Source organism: Maridesulfovibrio ferrireducens (assembly GCF_900101105.1).
GTDB classification, from domain to species: Bacteria; Desulfobacterota; Desulfovibrionia; order Desulfovibrionales; family Desulfovibrionaceae; genus Maridesulfovibrio; species Maridesulfovibrio ferrireducens.
On the sequence record NZ_FNGA01000001.1, the window covers coordinates 304,619 to 324,270 of the forward strand.

Sequence of the window (19,652 nt, forward strand, 5' to 3'; positions counted from 1 at the left end):
TATCCGCCATCGTTTAAAAAATACTTCTTCTGCAACGATCTATACTGTAGTAGTATATTAAGACTCGTAGACAGGCTGGTATAATAATGACTCAACAAGAAATATTAAAGGCACTTGAATCTCATCCCGAGACGTGGATGTCTATTCCGAGTGTATTCAAAAATGAATCAGGTGAGCCTGAATTTAAAATGCTGCTGGCTGAACCGGAAATGGGTGATGCCGGAGTATCTTCCCTGCACTTTCGCGAAACTAAAACAGGCGGCTTTGAATACGCTTCCCGGGCTTTCGTTCACGCCCACTTACAACCCGGTGATATTTTTATCGATGTAGGTGCTCATTTCGGATTATATACTCTGACCGCGGCTCTTAAATTTCCCGGAAAAGTTAAAGTTCTTGCTGTGGAACCACATCCCGCCAATATTAAACGGTTGCGATTGTGGACCGACTTCAACGGGTGTACCGACGATGTCACCATTGCAGAATGCGCAGCCTCAGACCATGCCGGATACAGTCTATTGCGACAAAACTCCTCCATGGGACACAGCCTAATGAATCATCCCGGCTTAACTGAAAAACTAAAACCGATAAAAGTACCGCTTGACTCAATAGACCAAATTGTAACCAAAACCGGATTCACTGACTGCGACAACAGAATTTTCCTTAAAATTGATACCGAAGGACATGAACTACAAACCATTAAAGGAACTTTAAACCTGCTCAAGACAGGGAGAGTTGCAGCTATCATATGGGAAAAAGGGCATTACCATATGACCCGGCAAGGCATGGACGATTTTGTAGAAATCATGACCATTCTGCGCGATCTGGGATATGACTCCTTCAGATTTCCTCATGAAGATATGGGAGGCCCGCTGGTTCCTTATGTCGCAAGCCACGAGTCGTGCAATATTGTAAGCCTTGACCGTTCAATCACCCCTTTACCCGTTTACGATAAACCGTGGATTGCACACTGCACCATGTCTCCATCCATGCGGCCTCCAGTTACAGCGGAAGTTTTTACGGCTTATACTGAACGGCTTATCAAAGCTAAATCCACAGATTGCGGACGCTGGTCCCGTTGGAACTCCTTATATAATGAATCTGATCTGCGTGCGGGAATAGCCGGACAGTTTGTGCCTGAGCATTCTACTGTTCTCGATGCCGGAGCAGGCCTTATGCTTTTACGGGATTACTTACCTGAAAACTGTACCTACATCCCGCTTGATATTGTCGCACGAAGCAGAAACTGCATTGTGGCAGACCTCAATCAGCATCAATATCCTGACCGGAAATTTGATGTTGTAACAGCTCTGTTCACCTTGGAATTTCTCCACGCACCCGCTGAATTTATGAAATGGGCGCACAAATCTTGCGAAACACTCATTTTCACATACTTTACGGCACAGCCTAAATCTGAAAAAAACCGTAGAATATCGGGCATTTTTAACGACTTAAACAACACAGACATTCAAAATATGACCCAAAAATCAGGCTGGAAAATTGTAACCGCCACAGGCATCTCCTCTGGACAAATTTGCTACCATTGCAAAAAAAGGACTAAGTAATGAAAATTTACTCTTGGAATATTAATGGATATCGAGCTATAGTTAAAAAAAATTTTACAGAATGGTTTCAACAGAGCGATGCAGATGTGGTAATGTTGCAGGAAACTAAAGCCCACCCGGACCAAATTCTGGACAATCATCGCGACTACGAAGGGTATGAATCGATCTGGAACTGGTCAAAAGGCAAGAAAGGATACTCCGGTACAGCCTGTTTTTCACGGACACCGGTTCTCTCACACTCTTTGGGCCTTCCTGAGGAGCTCTACCAAGGTGAAGGACGTGTAATTCTCATAGAGTATGAACACTTCTACCTTTTCAACATTTATTACCCTAACGGCCAGATGAATGACGGCCGGCTTGAATATAAAATGGGTTTTTATGACTGTTTTCTGGAATATGCAGAAAAACTGCGCAAAAAGAAGCCGATTGTGGTGGGAGGTGATTTTAATACCGCGCATAAAGAAATCGATCTTAAAAACCCTAAAGCCAACTCTGAACGATCAGGTTTTCTGCCCATTGAGCGGGCATGGCTGGATAAATTTATTGAGCACGGATATATTGATACCTTTAGAATGTTTGAATCTGAAGGCAGCAATTATTCGTGGTGGAGTTACCGCTTTAATGCTCGAAAGAACAATGCGGGTTGGCGGATAGATTATTTCTTCGTATCTGAGGAATTAAACAACAATGTAAAAAGAGCCTGGATAGAACCAAATGTCCTAGGTTCCGACCACTGCCCTATTGGAATAGAATTAATTTTCCCTTAAAAAAATGATTTAAACTCTAAACTCTACTGTGATCTTTCAAAAACAGAATCTATTTTAACAAAAATGTAGCCTATTCAAAAAATATATTATAAAAACGAATTAAACTAACTTACTAAACTAATTTACTGTTTAATAGTTGCTTGAGTTAAAAAATTTGCTTTGCAAGGAGATGGACATGCTGAAAAATTTGCGGATTGGGCCCAAAATTGCCATTAGTATGAGTGTTCTCATGATTTTAATCTTCGTTACTTTCACCAGTATTACGGTAACCAAAACCAGACAAATTTCCAGAGATCAAGCGACTGATATGGCTGAAGAAATGGCTGCCAGATATGGCAATCAAGTAAAAAACAACATTGAGAAAGCTTTGGATGCCGCACTGGCCGGATCAGCCGCGTTTATATCTTTTTCCAGTTATGGACATAACCTTGACCGCGAAATGGCTGACCATTTCATACAACAGCTGACTCTTTCTGATCCTATGTTTTTCGGAACTCAGGTTGTAATGGAACCGAATGCACTTGATGGCCGCGATGCAGAATATAAGGGAACAAAAGAATGGTACGGACCAAACGGTGAATATGGACCATACTTCTGGCGCGAAAACGGATCATTAAAAGCTGAAGATTTGATTCAATACAAGCCCGCCACAACCCGAGAATGGTACATGGGCCCAAGGGACTCACGAGGCCCTATCCTGACTGAACCATATTACACAGAAGTAGCCAAAACGAGCATGGCCACTATCAGTGTGCCTATGATCAAAAACGGTCGTTTTATCGGTATAGTAGGAATCGACTTCGTACTTAAAGCTTTCCAAAAAATGGTCGACACGATTCGCCCCATGGAAACTGGTTATGCTTTTCTGGCTTCCAACAAAGGATACTGTGTTGCCCATCCCGATAAAGGTCTGATCGGCAAAAATATAACTGACGCATTTCCACAAGATGTCCGTAACGAAATATCCTCCGCTATTAGTAACGGAAAGCCATTTCACAAAGATATTATTTCCCCGCTTGACGGAAAAGAATACTTTTTCCTGTTTGAACCTATCATGGTTCAAGGAACAAGCACTCCCTGGGCAATCGGACTCGCGATTCCAACACAAAAGATTTATGCCGAAGCTCAGCATTTCCTTACTATAAGTCTGATATTATCCGCTGCAGCCATCTTTTTAGTTTTAATAGTGGTACTTCTCATCGCCAACAGTGTAGCAAAACCTATCAATAGTATGGTCGGATTCGCGCAGGACATTGCTGACGGCAACTTTGACTCCAAGCCTGACAGCCGTCATTTCGGAGGAGAACTTCTTACCTTGTACGACGCATTGTCCAGCATGGTAAAAAGTCTTGTTGAACTGATAGGCACTGCTGAAGAAAAGACACAAGAAGCGGAACGCCAGACACAAGCCGCGCAAGTGGCGCTTAAAGAAGCGAGCGAAGCAAAAGAAGCCGCCGAAAGAGCTAAAGCAGAAGGCATGCTTCAAGCTGCAAATCAGCTTGAAGGAATTGTGGACCAAGTTACCTCCGCATCCGAAGAACTTGCATCACAAATCGAAGAATCCAGCAGAGGAACAGAAATTCAGCGTGAACGGACTTCTGAATCAGCAACTGCTATGGAGCAAATGAATGCCTCGGTTCTTGAAGTTGCTCAAAATGCTTCCCAAGCGGCAGAAAGCGCCATGGATGCTAAAGGAAATGCAGAAGAAGGCGGAAAAATCGTCGCGGACGTTGTTTCCTCTATTAATGCAGTAAACACCGCAGCTGAAATCATGGCTTCAGGACTGAATGACCTTGGTACTCAGGCTGAAGGAATCAGTCAGGTCATCACAGTCATCACTGATATTGCTGACCAGACAAACCTGCTGGCTCTGAATGCTGCAATCGAAGCTGCCCGCGCAGGTGAAGCCGGTCGCGGATTCGCAGTCGTTGCCGACGAAGTTCGCAAACTTGCAGAAAAAACAATGCAGGCCACTCATGAAGTAGGACAGGCCGTACACGCCATTCAAGCTGGAACCCGTAAAAGCATTGAAGAAATGAACAATGCAGCATCTATGGTAACCAAAAGCACCGATCTCGCGGGTAAGGCCGGAGACAGTCTACACAGCATTGTGGAAATTGTAGATTCAACCGCTGATCAGGTTCGAGCAATAGCCACAGCCAGTGAAGAACAGTCCGCTGCCAGTGAGCAAATCAGCAGAGGAACAGAAGAAGTAAACCGTATCGCCGCCGACACAGCTGAAGCTATGAATCAGTCTAGCCAGGCAGTTGCGGATCTGGCTCGTTTATCCTCTGACCTGCAAGCTCTGATTGAAGACCTTAAAAACGTTTAATTCATATTAAAAAAGAGAGCGGGACTCTTCCCGCTCTCACTAAAATATAACACTTATATTTTAGCACTTTAAGACATTAAAAAAGGCTTCTTCTGATATTCAGAAGAAGCCTTTTTTAATAATTTAATCAAAAAGTACTATTTTTTACTTGAAATTGATTCTCATATTCAGTAAAGAATATTCCTAACGGGAAACAAAAACGAAAGGAGCACCACTATGACTCAGACCACCAGCATTTCATCCATGAATAAAAGATCTTTTTTGAAAAAGGCATTTAAAGGTTTTTCAACAAATAATTCCACCAACCAAAATTCGGAAAGAAATTCGATCTTGCCAGCCTCAAATAAGCTTCATAACAATAAGTCTGAAAGCTTTCAGCAGGAAGAAGTTTAAATGGGATTATCACCTGACCAAAGTGATGATGAATGAGGAACTCAGCTTTCTAAGCTAATACTTGATTTAATATCGGAGCAGACAATGGCAGATGCTATAAAAGAAGCCGCACGAGTGCGCCGCGAATACGGCTGGAATACGTATTTGATAAAATTTAGAAACTACTACTCTTATACTTTTGACCCGACTCTTTTCCCTAACTTTGAACTCATAGGCGAAGTGAATGAGGAAGGAGCAGTTTTTCCAACTGATAAACCTAAAAAGTCTATATTCAATGGTTAACTAAAAACATTAAACTGTGCGAATTGTCAGGATTCTTCTTTCTCAAAAACCTGAGCCGTCTGCTCGGCAACTTTCTGGACGATCTCCAGAAGTTCCGCAGGAATCAGACTTTCACCTGTCAGCAATTCAACAAGTTCTTCTTCTGTAAGGCCGGAAGAGTTCGCAATGGCAAGTTGTTTTTCTGTTAATTTAATATGGTTCATAATGTTTAGATTACTTTCATACTCTCTGATTTGCAAAACATTAGATTGCCCAAAAAAAACGGCCCGATCCTCTTAAAAGAGGGTCGGGCCGTTTTATAAACTTAAATCAAAATCAACCGGCCTGTGTTTTTACAAACAAAACGGGCTGACGTTTCAATTAAAACCTTTTTAATTAAAAGTCGTAATTGAAGGATTCGACAACCATGTTGCCGCGAGCCTGAGAAGCTTTAATGCGTTCTTCAAGTTCAATTTTGTACTGATCAAGGTCAATCTGAATACGGGCGACGCCTGTTTCCATTGCGGCTTTAACAACAGCAGGAGCAACACGAGTCAGAACGCGAGGGTCGGTTGGTTTCGGAATGATGTAATCCATGCCGAACTCAAGTTTATCAACACCGAACGCGTCACAAATTTCCTGTCCGACTGGCTCTTTTGCAAGAGCTGCAAGAGCATGCGCTGCTGCGAACTTCATTTCTTTATTGATAGTGGTAGCACGGCAGTCCAATGCTCCGCGGAAAATGAAAGGGAAACAAAGAACATTATTTACCTGATTGGGATAGTCAGAACGACCGGTTCCCATGAGGATATCAGGACGGACTTCTTTAACGTCAGGATAAGGGATTTCAGGATCAGGATTAGCGCAGGCAAAAATAATTGCGCCTTCAGCCATGGTCTTAACCATATCCTGATTGATTGCGTCTTTAACAGAAAGTCCAAGGAACATATCTGCACCGACCATACACTCAGCAAGTGAACCTGCGTTTTCTTTCTGAGCAAAATCAGCTTTAAAACCGGTTACGCCAGCGCGCCCTTCGTACAGAAGTCCACGAGAATCAAACATGTAAATGTTTTCAGGACGTGCACCCATGGTCACATATAATGTCGAACAAGCAATTGCCGCAGCTCCGGCACCGGAAACAATAATTTTAATTTCGTCAATTTTTTTGCCGGTAATTTCAAGAGCATTAATAATACCCGCAGAAGAAATAATCGCTGTTCCATGCTGATCATCATGAAAAACAGGAATATTCATTTCTTCAATAAGTCTTCTTTCAATCTCAAAACACTCTGGAGCTTTAATATCTTCGAGGTTGATACCACCGAAGGTAGGCTCAATCATTTTACAAAATTCAATAATTTTTTCAGGATCGGAAGCATCAATGTTCAGATCATAAACATCAACATCAGCGAAAATTTTAAAAAGTACGCCTTTGCCTTCCATAACAGGCTTACCAGCTGCAGGACCTATGTTACCAAGTCCGAGAACTGCTGTTCCGTTAGAAACAACCGCAACAAGGTTTCCTCTGCCTGTATACTTGTAAGACAACTCTTCATCAGCGTGGATCGCACGGCAAGCTTCAGCTACACCGGGAGAATATGCCATTGAAAGGTCTTTCTGTGTACTACAAGGTTTGATGGAAATTACTTCCAGTTTACCTTTTCTGCCATCACTATGATACTTTAGAGCTTCCTCTTTTGTGAAAAGAGCCATACCTGAACCTCCATTGAAAGTGTTTTTGATGATTGACTGATCAATTACAGCTATCCTTTTTCTATTGATGAGATTCAAAATGGTCAAGCTTTCTTCCTAATATTGTAATACTTTCTATTCTGTCCATAATGTCCACGCATATGCTTTTATACAGTAGACACGAAGAGAAGATAAATTTACTAAGCCACCACTCGCTTCGCTTCTCACGAATGCGATTATACAAAAATTAATAAATTAGTGAGCCCCATTCGGAAACCTTATGTTAAAAAATATCAGTGTCGTACTTTTCAGAACAAAATATCCCGAAAATGTAGGATCAACAGCCCGCGCCATGAAAAACATGGATTGCTCTAATCTTATATTGGTTACTCCGCCACTCTGGAGCATGGATAGAGCCATGCCTCTGGCCACAGCTAAAGCTCATGTCATAGTTGAAGAAGCCCGGATATGCCCCGATTTAAATACAGCTCTTGCCGGACAGACCAAAATTTATGGAACCACCGCAAGAACCGGCGGCAGGCGAAAAGGCGTCTTAACTCCTGCCACCGCAGCTCCTTTAATTGTTCAACAACTTAAGAACGGAGAAAAAGTTGCGCTTGTTTTCGGCCCCGAAGACAAAGGACTGACAAATAAAGAAACACAGCTTTGCTCAAGGCTTATAAATATCCCTACAAGCGACGAAAGCAGCTCTCTAAACCTTTCACAGGCCGTTCTTATACTTCTCTACGAATGTTTCAAAGAAGCCCTTGACGCGCCGTTTACTCCTTCAGGCCCGCCGGAAGAACGCCCGACAACATTTGAAGAACAAGAAATTTTGGCTGCAAATTTGCAAGAGACTCTGTTGGCGATTGATTTTTTGAAAGAAGACAATTCTGACTATTGGATGCTTCCGGTCAAAAGATTTATGGCCAGAATTGATATTAAGCGAAATGAGTTTAACTTACTGATGGGAATTTGCAGACAAATCAAATGGATTATTGAAAAATCAAAAAAAATAATTGATAATGAACCAGAACGCCCTTCTCAATAACCTAAAATATCGGTATGATATTATCAAAAGTTTTCATCTTATCCGCGGAGCAGAGAAATGACTGATTCCAACACAATTCACGATCTCACAGGCGTTTTTTCCTGCCAGAAAGTTGCCAAGGTCGGCACAGGTACAACAACTAGAAGAGTTGCACAAATAGGCTATTATTTTGTTGAACAGATTGAAAGTGACCTCTTCGAGGTTCGCCCTTTGAACAACGAATTTGTACCCACCGGGAATTCGGAAAAAATCGCTCGCGACCAACTTTTGACAGACTACACCCCTGAACCGGAAATGTACCACAAACAAGTCCTTCCGAACATGAAGAACTTACAGAAAACCCTTGCCCGCGCGGATAGACATCGTAAACAAGGTAATTCCTTCAGTGCGGAAATGGAATACACAAGTGCTGTAAAAGTGGACGAATTAAACGTCCGTGGAAATTTCGGTGTGGGCCTCTGCTTTATGGAAAGAGGTGAAACAGAACGTGCAAACGATGTTTTTGCGCGACTGATATCTATGGACGCCGCATTTGAAGCCAAACACAAGCATTTATTCAATGATTTCGGGATAAACCTTCGCAAATCAAAAATGATTCCTCAGGCAATAGAGTACTACAGCAAGGCTCTCTCCCTCAGCCCTGATGATGAGAACCTGCATTATAACCTTGCAAGAGCTTATTTTGAAGCGGAAAACTACGCCAAAACGCGTAAAGAACTAAGCACCTGTCTGGAACTTAATGCAGACTTTGCAGAAGCAAAGAAATTTGTCGCTTATCTTGATAAAAAGAAGCTGGGCTGATTCGACAAAAAGCATTATAGAGGGATCATGAACTCTATTAAAGGCTTTATCGTCGCAGGCACACACAGCGGATGCGGCAAAACTTCCGTCACCCTCGGGCTGATGGCGGCTTTCGCACGCAAGGGTCTGAAAGTTCAACCTTTCAAGGTCGGCCCGGATTTTATAGACCCTGGCCATCATTCCCGGGCGGCAGGAAGAACCTGCCACAACCTTGATGGCTGGATGCTTTCAGGAGAAGTGCTGCGGGACATATTTTCACGGCATTCCCAAGATGCTGATGCCTGTATTGTTGAAGGAGTAATGGGCCTTTTCGACGGGTTTTCAGCTTTGGAAGAGACAGGCTCAACCGCCCACCTTTCAAAAGAACTCAATCTACCGATAATACTTGTTGTGGATGCCCGAGCAATGGCCCGGTCCGCAGCGGCACTGGTTAAAGGGTTCAGCGAGTTTGACCCGGACACAGCAATAGCCGGAGTTATCTTTAATAGAGTCGGAAGTGAAAGCCACGAACAAACTCTTCAGGAAGCCATTTCGCTCACAGATATTCCACTGGTAGGATGTCTGCCCAGAAGGAATGAAATAGAAACACCTTCTCGCCATCTTGGACTTATCACAGCTGAGCATCTCGAAGATCTGGAAGGAAAATACTCTGCCCTTGCCGACTGGGTTGAAGAACACCTCGACCTTGATACAATTTTAGAAGCCCTGCCAGACATCCCGATGCCTCCCCGTTTTGACGAGCTTCCCATGATTCCGCACACTAGAATCGGGGTTGCGCAGGATGAGGCTTTCTCTTTTTACTACGATGAAAATCTTCGTATGCTCAGATATGCCGGGGCAGAACTTGTTCCTTTCTCACCCATAGAAGATAAAGAGCTGCCTGATGATCTTTCAGGACTGTACCTCGGCGGAGGTTACCCGGAACTTTCAGCTTTTGACCTTGCTCAAAACACCCGTCTGCGCAGAGCCGTTGCAGAATTCTCCAAATCCGGCAAACCTATCTATGCCGAGTGCGGAGGTTTTATGTACCTGATGGACTCTATATCAAAAGGGGATAGACTTTTTCCAATGTGCGGAATCTTCCCTTTCCGATCAACCATGCAGAACAGATTTCAGGCGCTGGGTTATAAAGAAATTGAGATTGCCGAAGACTGCATATTAGGACCGATCGGAACTATCGCCAGAGGACATGAATTTCATTATTCAGCACTGGAAGACATGCCGGAAGATCTAAATAAATGCTTTATCGTCCGCAGTAGAAAAGGGGAACCAAAGAAAGAAGGATTCCTCACAGAAGGCAATACCTTGGGAAGTTATATCCATCTTCACTTTGCAAGCAATCCTGATATTGCCAAAAATTTTGTTGAGGCATGTATTAACTTTTCCCGGCAGGAAGAGATTTAATCAACCGCATCAAAACGGCCTCTTTTCATAATCTGAGCAAAATCATGCAAAAATATATTATGCACCTTGATATGGATGCTTTTTTCGCATCCGTAGAGCAGATGGATAATCCTGAACTTCGAGGAAAGCCCATTGCCATAGGAAGCCCGCACAAGCGGTCGGTGCTGAGTACCGCTTCATATGAAGCTAGAAAATTCGGCGTTCACTCAGCAATGCCCTCTCATCAAGCATTAAAACTCTGTCCTCACCTGATTCTTGTCCCGGGAAGGATGGCTCGATATAAAGAAATTTCGAATCAGGTCATGAGCGTACTCGGAAATTATTCCCCGATTGTCGAGCAAGCTTCAATCGATGAAGCATACCTTGATATTACCGGGACAGAGAAAATATTCGGACCGCCCCTTGCTCTGGCGGAAAGTGTAAAGCGGGATATACTCAAGACCGTGGGATTAACCGCATCCATCGGTATAGCACCCGTTAAATTTCTGGCTAAAATAGCTTCTGATCTAAAAAAACCAGCCGGAATATCCATTATCGAAGCTGACGAAGTAGATCAGTTTTTAATAACGTTACCCATTGAAAAAATCCCCGGTGTAGGAAAAAAAGCCCTGCCCCGCCTGCATTCTTTCGGCATCAGATATGCCGCAGATATGCGCAGATATCCTCCGGAATTCTGGAAAGAAAGATTCGGCGAACGCGGACTTGTTTTGCATGCAAAGGGAGCCGGAATAGATCCCACTCCCGTAGCTGTCGGCGGACAAATGAAATCATCCAGTGCCGAAAACACCTTCGGGGATGATGTTCGTGATCCGCAGATATTAAAAACATGGCTGCTCAAACAATCCGAGCGCATCGCCGCGGATGTCCGCAAAAAAAGTCTTAAAGGCCGGACCGTAACTCTAAAAGTTAAGTTTCCTGACTTCAGACAAATTACCCGCAGTAAAACTCTCGATCAAAGAACATCCAATGCGGGAACTATCTTTAAAACGGGCTGCGACCTTCTTGATGCGGAAGGCTACCTCGGACCGGTAAGATTGATAGGGATAGGAATCTCTAATTTTGATGAACGCAGTGAACAGCTTTCACTACTGACACCGGAACAAAATTTAAGTGATGACAAAAAACTTGAAGACCTCGATAAAGCGGTAGATAAAGTGCGCGAAAAATTCGGCAACGCAATGCTCACCCGCGGCAGTCTGTTAAAACTTTCTTCCGGTAAATAAAGGACAGAGATTATGAGAAAAAATCTCCGTGAAGGATTCACTACAGGTTCTGCTGCAACAGCTGCGGCAATGAGTGCTCTTCGAGTTCTGCTCGGCGGCCATAAGCCTGACTCCATAGAAATACCCCTTCCTGAGAAAGGATGTCTCGTCATCCCAGTTGAGCGTGTAGAACTGTCAGGACTAAACGCACGTGCCGTAGTAATAAAAGACGGCGGAGATGATCCCGACGCTACAAACGGACATGAAATTCATGCTGTAGTCGAACATATCGCAGGAAACGATGATTTACGCGTTGAAATTTCAGGCGGCATAGGAGTCGGCAAAGTGACCCTGCCCGGACTGCCCGTCCCTGTCGGTGAACCAGCCATTAATCCAGCCCCGCGTAAACAGATCATTACCGGAATTTTAAAAGAAATTTCTGAAACAGCTCCGCAATTGCGCGGGACGATCAAAGTCCGCATTGAAGTGCCACAAGGTGAAGCAATAGCGCTTAAGACTATGAATTCACGGCTCGGAATTCTGGGCGGAATTTCAATTCTGGGAACACAGGGAATAGTTCGCCCGTTCAGCCATGCTTCATGGGAAGCGTCCATAGCACTGGCTGTCAGCGTTGCAAAAGCCGCAGGAATTGAAAAAATAATTTTCACAACAGGGCGCAGAAGTGAACGGTTCTATCTGGAGCACTTTCCCGAAACACCGCAACTGGCAATGATTCAGGCCGCTGACTTTTTCAAAGGGTCCATGCTGGAGGCGGAAACAAAAGGAATACGCGAAGTTCATTGGTCTATTTTCATAGGCAAGCTGGTCAAACACGCCATGGGATTTCCATACACACACGCCAAAGATTGGCGCATTGATTTTGCCCTGCTTGCTAAATGGTGCGAAGAATTAAATATAGACCGTACAATCACAGCAGAAATAGCCGGAGCCAATACCGCGCGACAAGTTTTTGACATGATCACCGAAAGCTCAAAAAAAATGTTCATAGATATGCTGATTGCCAAGGCTGAAAAGAACGCATTATTTTTTACGTTAAAAAAACATATGATAATCAAGTATCACCTGTTCGATTTTGATGGTAATCTACTAAACGGTAATGACAAGAATTGTTAGTATACGAGGCTGAAATGAAACATGTTGTACAAATAATAGGGTTGCATCCCGGCAGTCTCGAACCTCTGGAATCCTCACGTAAAATTATCGAGGAAGCTGATGTGCTGGCTGGCGGTAAACGATTATTGGACGAATTCCCCGACTTTGAAGGTGAAATTCTGCCCTTTTTTTCGCCGGTGGCAGCCTTTGCTGAAAAGCTTGAGGAACGAAGCCAATCAGGCAAAAGAATTGTGCTGCTGGCTGACGGCGACCCGTTACTCTTCGGCATTGCCGAAAGCATGATCAGACACCTTGGTAATGACCACGTCTGCGTTACCCCTTGCGTTTCCACGGTTCAACTTGCGGCTTCAAGGCTCGGTAAGACTTGGAAAAATTTAGACATAATTTCCCTACACGGCAGAACCAATTTTTCACCATTGTTCGGATCGCTGCAACGCAAAGCAGATTGCGCGGTTTATACTGACAGCATCAATTCCCCTTCAGTAATCGCTCGCGCCCTGCTTGAAAAATGTGTTACAGATTACACGATGACCGTTCTGGCTGAACTGGGTACGGATTCGGAAACAATCACGACAGGACCGCTGGAAAATTTTATAGATTTCAATTGCCCAGACCTTAATATCGTAATGCTGACAGTTGAATCAACATTTAACGAACACCCCGTTATTGGCCGCAATGATGACGATTTTACACGCCAGAAAGAGCTGATAACAAAGCTGCCCGTTCGCGCGGCAGGGCTCGCCCTGCTGGGATTGAACAAAGGGCAGACTATCTGGGACCTCGGCGCAGGATGTGGTTCCGTTTCTATTGAAGCTTCTTTTCTTGCTGAGAATTCACAAGTTTTTGCAATAGAAAAAGACACTGAACGATTTGAAATGATAAAAGAGAATATCCGCAAATTCAGAGCGTTCACAGTTGAACCGATTCAAGGAACAATGCCGGAAGCTCTCGCCGAACTGCCGGAACCGGACCGTATTTTCATCGGCGGCGGAATAGGCAAGGGCAGTGCTACTATCAGCGAAGCAACCGCTCGCTTGAAACCGGGTGGAAGAATTGTAGTGCACGCCATTCTTATGGGTTCCGTTCAACGCACAAAAGAAATTTTTGAAAACTTAGGATGGCAGTGGCAAGCAATGCTGCTTCAAGCCAGTGTCTCGGACAAGCTAGCTGGAGATATCCGATTTAAGGCACAAAATCCTGTCACAATAATGTGGGCTGACAAGCCAGAGGCATAAATTATGGGCAAAGTATATTTCATTGGAGCCGGACCGGGCGATCCCGAACTTATCACAGTAAAAGGACAGCGCATTATCCGCGAGGCAGGACTTGTTCTTTATGCAGGCTCACTTGTGCCGGAATCGGTAATTGCCGAAGCCTCACCGAGTGCGCGCATTGAAAACTCAGCGGCAATGTCACTTGAAGAGACTAACTGCCTTATGACTCTGCATGCTTTAAAAGGCGAAACAGTTGCCCGGGTTCACACCGGCGACCCTTCCCTTTACGGGGCAATACAGGAACAGGCCAGATTGCTGAAACAAAGTTCAATTGAATATGAAATTATCCCCGGCGTGACTTCCGCATGTGCGGCGGCGGCGGCCTCCAGTGCCTCCTTTACCGTCCCGAACGGCACGCAGACTCTTATCATAACCCGTATGGAAGGACGCACCCCTGTTCCGCAAAGTGAAAGCCTTGAAAAACTTGCGGTTCATGGCAGTGCAATGGCTATTTATCTCTCCGCAGGCAATCCTGAAAGGATTCAGGAAGAGCTTATCAAAGGCGGCATGGACATTAAGACCCCTGTAATCATAGGCTACCGCATCGGCTGGCCCGAAGAAAAATCCGTTGAAACTACTCTCGGGGAACTTGCTGCAACTGCGTATAAAAACGGTTTCAAACGACAGACCATTTTTCTCATTCTTCCGGGCAAAAACGCAGAAACGGAATCATTGCTTTACGATTCCGGATTCAGCCATCTGTTCAGAAAAGGTGAAGTTTAGTTATGGAAATTATCGATATCAGAACAAACGTCAGAGATGAAATGATAGACATCACCGGCGCAGTCAGAAAGATCATTCGCAAAAACGGATGGCTATCAGGGGCGATCCTTCTATATTGCCCGCACACAACCGGAGCTGTCACGGTAAATGAAGGGGCTGATCCAGACGTCGTCAGGGATATCATCGTGAATTTGCGAAAACTTGTTCCGCATGCCGGAGATTATCAACACGCAGAAGGCAACAGCGACGCGCACATTAAGACCAGCATGTTCGGCCCCGAACAGATGCTTATTGTGGAAGGCGGAGAAATTATGCTCGGCACATGGCAAAAAATATTCTTCTGCGAATTTGACGGCCCAAGAAATCGCAAGCTGTGGGTCAAATGGCTAGCGTCGAGTGATTAATCAGCGGACCCCTTTTGTCGCCCTCCGCATTATTTGATTCACACTGACATTCCGGTGCTATACGCGCCTTTGCAGCTTGCAGACACATACGTAAACAAAAGCGGGAACCATGCCCTTGGCCCGCTCCGAAACGAGTTAAAATTTCTTCTCCGGCACGATCAAGAGCTTCTGAAATCGAGGCTCCGTCAGACCTGAAAGACTGCGCCTTTCTTCTTACCAATTCTTCCAGCAACATGGTGTTCATCAAACGCCTCCCATAGGTAGAAGTAGAAACATAAGTTGTGATGCAATTATCAATCCTTCATTGCCGTCTGAAAACAAAGAAGGTACAATCTATTGCAAAACAGATTGCATAGAATCTCGGAGATAGTTTTAATCTAACACTTTTAATAACCTTTTGTGAACTTTTTTTATAAAAGGATGCAGGAATAAATATGGACAACTTCACAGATCTTAAAAACAGCCGTTTTGACATACTGAAACGTTTACTAAGAACCATTGTTTGTATGGTCGCTTTTGAGCTGGTCAGACTCCTGCTTCAAGCAGTAGTTCTGTTTCAATATGCCTACCTGCTAATATTGGGAAAATCTTCCGCCCCCCTGCGCAGATTCGGAAACAGACTCAGCACCTACACATATCAACTATTACGCTACGCAACATTAAACGATAATATGAAACCTTTCCCGTTTTCCGATCTGCCCGAGACTACAAGGTGTGAACCTTCTGTTTCCAGAATAGACTTCTCCTAAAATTTAAAGAGCTATGAGCATACGTACAAAACTATTCACGCTACTGCTGGCCTTCAGTCTGGTCCCGCTTCTGGTTGTATCCATCATCAGCAGGCAGGGGATTCTCAATCTCGGACAGACCCAGTCCGAAAGACTGCGCTCCGGCATGATCAACATCCTCCAGGGTGAAATGCGCCAATCCGCAATGGATTCTGCCAAACTGGTACAACAGCAGGCAGTCTCCCTCGAATTCGCGCTGAAAGCCATTGTAGCGGAATCTGAAGATGTACTGAATGACCCTGTAAACGGACTGCCCGAAGTCTTTTTTTCAGAGGACTTTAAAACAAAAGGTAAACAGCCTTTTGATCTGGCCCCATCAGATCAATATTTTAAAATTAATGAATCAGGTTTGCGGACACCTTCTTCAATAAGCCTCGAAGAGCCTGTATTCTTTTTCCCAAATGGCAAACAAAGCCTAAAAAAAGATCAGAATATTGCAAGGCTGAACCTTTTAAAACCTGAGCTTAAATCTTTTTTTGCAGAAGCTGGAACATCTCTGCACCGTATTTATATCACTCTTAATTCAGGTCTGCACATGGCATACCCGGGCCACGGCAATTATCCTGCAGACTATGATCCGCGTAAAAGATCATGGTTCACAAAAGCCATCGAGACTAATCACCTTGTATGGGACAGATTTATCGACGTAAGCACAGGACAGCAGGTCTACACTATTTCTATGCCTATTAAAGGCAGAGGCGGCAAAATTTTGGGAGTTGCGGCAATCGACATTCAGTTGGTTGAAATGCTGCGTAAAAATGACCTGTCATCACAATGGTCTTCTGCAATTCAAGCTTTTGTGGTGGGTCCGGCAATCTCAAACGGCGAAGCAAAGCTTCGAATTTGGGCTGAAGCAGGACATGAACAAAAATCTATTTCGTGGCGTGCCCAACTTCCAAACGATATCAAGTTTTTGCAATCCACAAATCAAGCAAAACTGGCTAAAACGACACAGGATATTTTAAACGGGAAATCCGATGTAATAAGAATGCCCCACAACGGAATTGATTCCGTCTGGGCTTACGCGCCGTTCAGAGGACAGGGCAGTTATGTACTAATTGTTCCTGAACAGGTCATAACAGAAATACCGGATGCCGCAGCAGAACAAACTCTGGATCTCAGCCAGAACCTTTACCTTGCAGTAGGAACTGCGGCTTTTATTATTCTGGTTTTGGTTGCGCTTGTTGCCTACTTAGGAAGTAAAAAAATCATCGGACCTCTGATTCTTATGACCAATGCGGCAAAAAAAATTGCTGATGGTGACCTTTCAGTACACGTGGACATTAACACCCGCGATGAACGGCAAACCCTTGCCGATGCTTTTAATTCGATGATTCCTAAACTTCAAGATCATCTGCGTATAAGTAAATCAATGGAACTTGCTCAGGAAGTTCATAATAATCTGCTGCCCGAAATTTCGCCCCAAATTGCCGGACTGGACCTTTCTGGTATCAGCATTTCCTGCGATGAAACCGGAGGAGATTACTTTGATTACTATAAGGTCACAGCTGACGGCGGAACAGGGATACTGGTAGGTGATGTAACAGGACACGGAGTTTCGGCGGCGCTGCTCATGGCAACAGGCCGTGCGCATCTCAAACACGCATCAACGCACAACGGCCCCCTTCCCGAAAGAATTGCCGACGTTAACAAATTGCTCTGTCACGATATAGGAGTTACCGGAAGATTCATGACTCTTTTCTGCATGGAAATTTCACCGGATAACTCTACAGCCACTTACGTCAGAGCCGGTCATGATCCAGCCATGATCTACACTCCTGCCACAGGTGAAAAAAAAGAACTTATCGGCGACCCCATGCTCGCTCTCGGCATCTTTGAAGAAAGCGAGTATGAAGAATACAAAGTTAATCTCTCGCAAGGTGAAATCATATTCATCGGCACAGACGGCATATGGGAAGCCCGTAACAGCGATAACGAAATGTTCGGTAGACAAAGACTTGACGATCTGATTATGAAAAGCTCCGCGAAACCTGCATCTGAAATTCAAAACGAAATAATCAATGCTGTCGTTGAATTTCAAGACGGCATGGAACAGGAAGACGACATAACTCTTGTCATTATCAAAGTTAACCAACTGAATTGCGAGTCGTAACATGGAAAACAGTTTCAAATTTTTTAGAAATCACCAATGCCGTTATTTCCCCTGTCACGAAGTAGAAAACGACTTCGAATTCAACTGCATGTTCTGCTTCTGTCCGCTTTATCATCTGAAAGATTGCGGAGGAAAACCTGAGATCAAAAACGGTATCAAGAGCTGTTCGAACTGCACACTCCCACACCGTCCCGAAGGTTATGATTATATCATCAGCAAGTTGAAAGAAAAGAGAGAGCAGAGTAAGGAGACAGCATGACAGATGAATTCAGTTTCTCAATCAGTGATGAAGAAAAAGATTACCTTAAAGAACTCGTAAAACTGAGCATCGTCAGTAAACTGCGGGACGGGCAGGAACAGGAAATACCGGAGCCGCCGACAGCTCATCTGAAAGAAAGTCTCGGGGCTTTCGTTACCCTGAAACTTGTCGGACATCTTCGCGGCTGTATCGGTAATGTTCAAGGAAGCGGACCGCTCTACAAAACAGTTTGGAATATGGCCCGCGCGGCAGCATTTGAAGACACCAGATTTCCGACGCTCACTCTAGGTGAGTACGAAAAGCTGGACTATGAAATTTCAATTCTAAGCCCTCTAAGCGTTTGCCCGGACACTGATCAAATAGAGATAGGAAAACACGGTCTAATCATGCAAAGAGGCAGAAATACGGGACTACTATTGCCGCAGGTTGCCGTTGAATGGAAGTGGAATCGTCAGCAGTTTTTAGCTCAAACTTGCCAGAAAGCCGGAATGAAACCTACGGCATGGCAGGATGAAGCCACCACCATATTTTGGTTTGAAGCTGTAGTTTTTTAGGGGAGTTTATAACCTCAGGCGCGATCCAGTAATATTTCCATGAAATCAAGTTCCATGGACAGCATTTCCCAATCTTTTTTGCGCAGCCATTCGGACAGCCATGCAAAACGCAGTGCCGGAATGAAATAAGGGAGCATTGCAAAGCTTTCCGGGGCAATATCAGTGTCGCGCTTGAGATTTTTCATAAAAGCCGGAATCAGCCCCGAATCAAATGCATCAGGATTCTCAAAAGCCACGCACCCGACCATATTTGCCACGTCATATATTTCAGGACGCATATCTGAAAATTCCCAGTCTATTACTGCGCCGACAGTTTTGCCTTTCCACAAGACATTAAGCGGATGAAAATCCCCGTGACAAAAAGCTGTCGGCAATGATGGAAACTTTTCCATCTCAGGAAACAATTTTTCGCAAATAGGTTCCAGCCTTTCAAAAACTTTCGGCTCACGCTCAGAAATAGTTTTGACCAATGTGGTTGCATACTCCAGCAAATCAAAAGGGACAGCCCCTTTCTCGAAGGTTTTACCCTTCCCATGCTCCCGCAATGAGCAAAGAAATTCAGCAAGAACCTCACCTCTTTCCGCTTCATGAATAAACTCGGGCCGCGGCAATTCATCTGATTCATAATATGGTGAAAGCTGCCAAGGAAAACCCATGATATCGGCGATATAAGAATCATCATCAGTCAGTTGATATAGCAATAGTTTATCAAGACCTGAATCGTGAAGGGATTGTAAATTACGCGCAATGGCTGAGCGACTCTCAATCTGTTTAGTCGCAATACGTTCCATCAACCATAAATTGTTATTGGTATCTTCTATGACTGAGCGGGATATAGCTCTTTCAGGACTGCCCGGAATATTCTTTTCAGTATGGCGGCGAAGAGTTTTCCGCGCCCAAGGTTCAAGCGGGTCGAGCATTGCTACTCCTATGAA

Annotated in this window: 21 protein-coding genes; 17 read left to right on the top strand and 4 right to left on the bottom strand. The window is 44.3% G+C overall.

Going from position 1 to position 19,652, the window contains the following annotated elements; all coding sequences use genetic code 11:
• Positions 1-86: 86 nt before the first annotated feature.
• From BLT41_RS01265 to BLT41_RS01280, 5 genes are all read left to right on the top strand, one after another.
• Entirely contained in the window at positions 87-1,562 is a 1,476-nt protein-coding gene (locus BLT41_RS01265) for a class I SAM-dependent methyltransferase (protein ID WP_092157478.1), read from the top strand.
• Positions 1,562-2,329 (top strand): exodeoxyribonuclease III, encoded by a 768-nt coding sequence (locus tag BLT41_RS01270; RefSeq protein WP_092157480.1) that lies wholly within the window; start codon positions 1,562-1,564, stop codon positions 2,327-2,329. Before BLT41_RS01265 ends, BLT41_RS01270 begins: the two co-directional genes overlap by 1 nt.
• A gap of 175 nt (positions 2,330-2,504) precedes the next feature.
• Positions 2,505-4,661, top strand: coding sequence for a methyl-accepting chemotaxis protein (locus tag BLT41_RS01275; protein WP_092157482.1), 2,157 nt, complete (start codon positions 2,505-2,507; stop codon positions 4,659-4,661).
• Between the two features lie 216 nt (positions 4,662-4,877).
• On the top strand, positions 4,878-5,054 hold the full coding sequence (locus BLT41_RS17365; protein WP_170830281.1) for a hypothetical protein: 177 nt from the start codon (positions 4,878-4,880) through the stop codon (positions 5,052-5,054).
• Between the two features lie 84 nt (positions 5,055-5,138).
• Positions 5,139-5,336: a hypothetical protein gene (locus BLT41_RS01280; RefSeq protein WP_092157484.1), complete on the top strand. Its 198-nt coding sequence runs from the start codon at positions 5,139-5,141 to the stop codon at positions 5,334-5,336.
• 26 nt (positions 5,337-5,362) lie between these two features.
• Here BLT41_RS01280 and BLT41_RS17370 read toward each other — a convergent pair whose 3' ends face one another.
• Together BLT41_RS17370 and BLT41_RS01285 are read right to left on the bottom strand one after the other, a co-directional pair.
• The gene (locus tag BLT41_RS17370; protein ID WP_170830282.1) at positions 5,363-5,539 is read right to left on the bottom strand and encodes a hypothetical protein; all 177 of its coding nucleotides are present in this window, start codon (positions 5,537-5,539) and stop codon (positions 5,363-5,365) included.
• 172 nt (positions 5,540-5,711) lie between these two features.
• A complete protein-coding gene (locus BLT41_RS01285; RefSeq protein WP_092158774.1) occupies positions 5,712-7,031 on the bottom strand; it encodes a malic enzyme-like NAD(P)-binding protein in 1,320 nt (439 codons plus the stop codon).
• A 259-nt stretch (positions 7,032-7,290) separates the two neighbouring features.
• On the opposite strand from BLT41_RS01285, the gene BLT41_RS01290 reads away from it, so the two are divergent.
• The 8 genes from BLT41_RS01290 to BLT41_RS01325 are packed head-to-tail and all read left to right on the top strand — an operon-like array spanning position 7,291 to position 15,003.
• Complete coding sequence (locus BLT41_RS01290; protein WP_092157486.1) at positions 7,291-8,061, top strand: RNA methyltransferase; 771 nt, start codon at positions 7,291-7,293, stop codon at positions 8,059-8,061.
• A 57-nt stretch (positions 8,062-8,118) separates the two neighbouring features.
• Positions 8,119-8,862 (top strand): tetratricopeptide repeat protein, encoded by a 744-nt coding sequence (locus tag BLT41_RS01295; RefSeq protein ID WP_092157488.1) that lies wholly within the window; start codon positions 8,119-8,121, stop codon positions 8,860-8,862.
• Positions 8,863-8,889: 27 nt separating this feature from the next.
• Positions 8,890-10,266, top strand: a complete 1,377-nt coding sequence (locus BLT41_RS01300; protein ID WP_092157490.1) for a cobyrinic acid a,c-diamide synthase CobB — start codon at positions 8,890-8,892, stop codon at positions 10,264-10,266.
• A gap of 44 nt (positions 10,267-10,310) precedes the next feature.
• Positions 10,311-11,489, top strand: a complete 1,179-nt coding sequence (gene dinB, locus BLT41_RS01305; protein WP_092157492.1) for a DNA polymerase IV — start codon at positions 10,311-10,313, stop codon at positions 11,487-11,489.
• A gap of 12 nt (positions 11,490-11,501) precedes the next feature.
• Positions 11,502-12,602, top strand: a complete 1,101-nt coding sequence (gene cbiD / locus BLT41_RS01310; protein WP_092157494.1) for a cobalt-precorrin-5B (C(1))-methyltransferase CbiD — start codon at positions 11,502-11,504, stop codon at positions 12,600-12,602.
• A gap of 14 nt (positions 12,603-12,616) precedes the next feature.
• On the top strand, positions 12,617-13,837 hold the full coding sequence (cbiE, locus tag BLT41_RS01315) for a precorrin-6y C5,15-methyltransferase (decarboxylating) subunit CbiE (protein ID WP_092157496.1): 1,221 nt from the start codon (positions 12,617-12,619) through the stop codon (positions 13,835-13,837).
• Between the two features lie 3 nt (positions 13,838-13,840).
• Positions 13,841-14,599 carry a precorrin-4 C(11)-methyltransferase gene (cobM, locus tag BLT41_RS01320; protein WP_092157498.1) on the top strand — a complete coding sequence of 253 codons (759 nt, stop codon included), beginning with the start codon at positions 13,841-13,843 and terminating at the stop codon, positions 14,597-14,599.
• 2 nt (positions 14,600-14,601) lie between these two features.
• Positions 14,602-15,003 (top strand): secondary thiamine-phosphate synthase enzyme YjbQ, encoded by a 402-nt coding sequence (locus BLT41_RS01325; RefSeq protein ID WP_092157500.1) that lies wholly within the window; start codon positions 14,602-14,604, stop codon positions 15,001-15,003.
• Here the strand turns inward: BLT41_RS01325 and BLT41_RS01330 are convergent.
• Positions 14,978-15,247, bottom strand: a complete 270-nt coding sequence (locus tag BLT41_RS01330) for a hypothetical protein (RefSeq protein WP_092157502.1) — start codon at positions 15,245-15,247, stop codon at positions 14,978-14,980. The two genes, BLT41_RS01325 and BLT41_RS01330, sit on opposite strands and share 26 nt — an antisense overlap.
• 190 nt (positions 15,248-15,437) lie before the next feature.
• Here BLT41_RS01330 and BLT41_RS01335 point away from each other — a divergent pair, with 190 nt between their 5' ends.
• Genes BLT41_RS01335 through amrA form a run of 4 tightly spaced genes read left to right on the top strand, consistent with a single transcriptional unit; the run spans position 15,438 to position 18,717 of the window.
• The gene (locus tag BLT41_RS01335) at positions 15,438-15,752 is read left to right on the top strand and encodes a DUF4389 domain-containing protein (protein ID WP_092157504.1); all 315 of its coding nucleotides are present in this window, start codon (positions 15,438-15,440) and stop codon (positions 15,750-15,752) included.
• 13 nt (positions 15,753-15,765) lie between these two features.
• Positions 15,766-17,904 carry a SpoIIE family protein phosphatase gene (locus BLT41_RS01340; protein WP_092157505.1) on the top strand — a complete coding sequence of 713 codons (2,139 nt, stop codon included), beginning with the start codon at positions 15,766-15,768 and terminating at the stop codon, positions 17,902-17,904.
• Between the two features lies 1 nt (position 17,905).
• Positions 17,906-18,163: a cysteine-rich small domain-containing protein gene (locus BLT41_RS01345; protein WP_092157507.1), complete on the top strand. Its 258-nt coding sequence runs from the start codon at positions 17,906-17,908 to the stop codon at positions 18,161-18,163.
• Positions 18,160-18,717 carry an AmmeMemoRadiSam system protein A gene (gene amrA, locus BLT41_RS01350; RefSeq protein ID WP_092157509.1) on the top strand — a complete coding sequence of 186 codons (558 nt, stop codon included), beginning with the start codon at positions 18,160-18,162 and terminating at the stop codon, positions 18,715-18,717. The genes BLT41_RS01345 and amrA overlap by 4 nt, the downstream gene beginning before the upstream one ends.
• A 14-nt stretch (positions 18,718-18,731) precedes the next feature.
• On the opposite strand, the gene BLT41_RS01355 is transcribed toward amrA, so the two are convergent.
• Positions 18,732-19,637 carry a phosphotransferase gene (locus BLT41_RS01355; protein ID WP_092157511.1) on the bottom strand — a complete coding sequence of 302 codons (906 nt, stop codon included), beginning with the start codon at positions 19,635-19,637 and terminating at the stop codon, positions 18,732-18,734.
• Positions 19,638-19,652: the final 15 nt, after the last annotated feature.

Coding starts and splice junctions, on each gene's coding strand:
- BLT41_RS01265 (WP_092157478.1), top strand. CDS start 87: ATGACTCAACAAGAAATATTAAAGGCACTTGAATCTCATCCCGAGACG.
- BLT41_RS01270 (WP_092157480.1), top strand. CDS start 1,562: ATGAAAATTTACTCTTGGAATATTAATGGATATCGAGCTATAGTTAAA.
- BLT41_RS01275 (WP_092157482.1), top strand. CDS start 2,505: ATGCTGAAAAATTTGCGGATTGGGCCCAAAATTGCCATTAGTATGAGT.
- BLT41_RS17365 (WP_170830281.1), top strand. CDS start 4,878: ATGACTCAGACCACCAGCATTTCATCCATGAATAAAAGATCTTTTTTG.
- BLT41_RS01280 (WP_092157484.1), top strand. CDS start 5,139: ATGGCAGATGCTATAAAAGAAGCCGCACGAGTGCGCCGCGAATACGGC.
- BLT41_RS17370 (WP_170830282.1), bottom strand. CDS start 5,539: ATGAACCATATTAAATTAACAGAAAAACAACTTGCCATTGCGAACTCT.
- BLT41_RS01285 (WP_092158774.1), bottom strand. CDS start 7,031: ATGGCTCTTTTCACAAAAGAGGAAGCTCTAAAGTATCATAGTGATGGC.
- BLT41_RS01290 (WP_092157486.1), top strand. CDS start 7,291: ATGTTAAAAAATATCAGTGTCGTACTTTTCAGAACAAAATATCCCGAA.
- BLT41_RS01295 (WP_092157488.1), top strand. CDS start 8,119: ATGACTGATTCCAACACAATTCACGATCTCACAGGCGTTTTTTCCTGC.
- BLT41_RS01300 (WP_092157490.1), top strand. CDS start 8,890: ATGAACTCTATTAAAGGCTTTATCGTCGCAGGCACACACAGCGGATGC.
- dinB (WP_092157492.1), top strand. CDS start 10,311: ATGCAAAAATATATTATGCACCTTGATATGGATGCTTTTTTCGCATCC.
- cbiD (WP_092157494.1), top strand. CDS start 11,502: ATGAGAAAAAATCTCCGTGAAGGATTCACTACAGGTTCTGCTGCAACA.
- cbiE (WP_092157496.1), top strand. CDS start 12,617: ATGAAACATGTTGTACAAATAATAGGGTTGCATCCCGGCAGTCTCGAA.
- cobM (WP_092157498.1), top strand. CDS start 13,841: ATGGGCAAAGTATATTTCATTGGAGCCGGACCGGGCGATCCCGAACTT.
- BLT41_RS01325 (WP_092157500.1), top strand. CDS start 14,602: ATGGAAATTATCGATATCAGAACAAACGTCAGAGATGAAATGATAGAC.
- BLT41_RS01330 (WP_092157502.1), bottom strand. CDS start 15,247: ATGAACACCATGTTGCTGGAAGAATTGGTAAGAAGAAAGGCGCAGTCT.
- BLT41_RS01335 (WP_092157504.1), top strand. CDS start 15,438: ATGGACAACTTCACAGATCTTAAAAACAGCCGTTTTGACATACTGAAA.
- BLT41_RS01340 (WP_092157505.1), top strand. CDS start 15,766: ATGAGCATACGTACAAAACTATTCACGCTACTGCTGGCCTTCAGTCTG.
- BLT41_RS01345 (WP_092157507.1), top strand. CDS start 17,906: ATGGAAAACAGTTTCAAATTTTTTAGAAATCACCAATGCCGTTATTTC.
- amrA (WP_092157509.1), top strand. CDS start 18,160: ATGACAGATGAATTCAGTTTCTCAATCAGTGATGAAGAAAAAGATTAC.
- BLT41_RS01355 (WP_092157511.1), bottom strand. CDS start 19,637: ATGCTCGACCCGCTTGAACCTTGGGCGCGGAAAACTCTTCGCCGCCAT.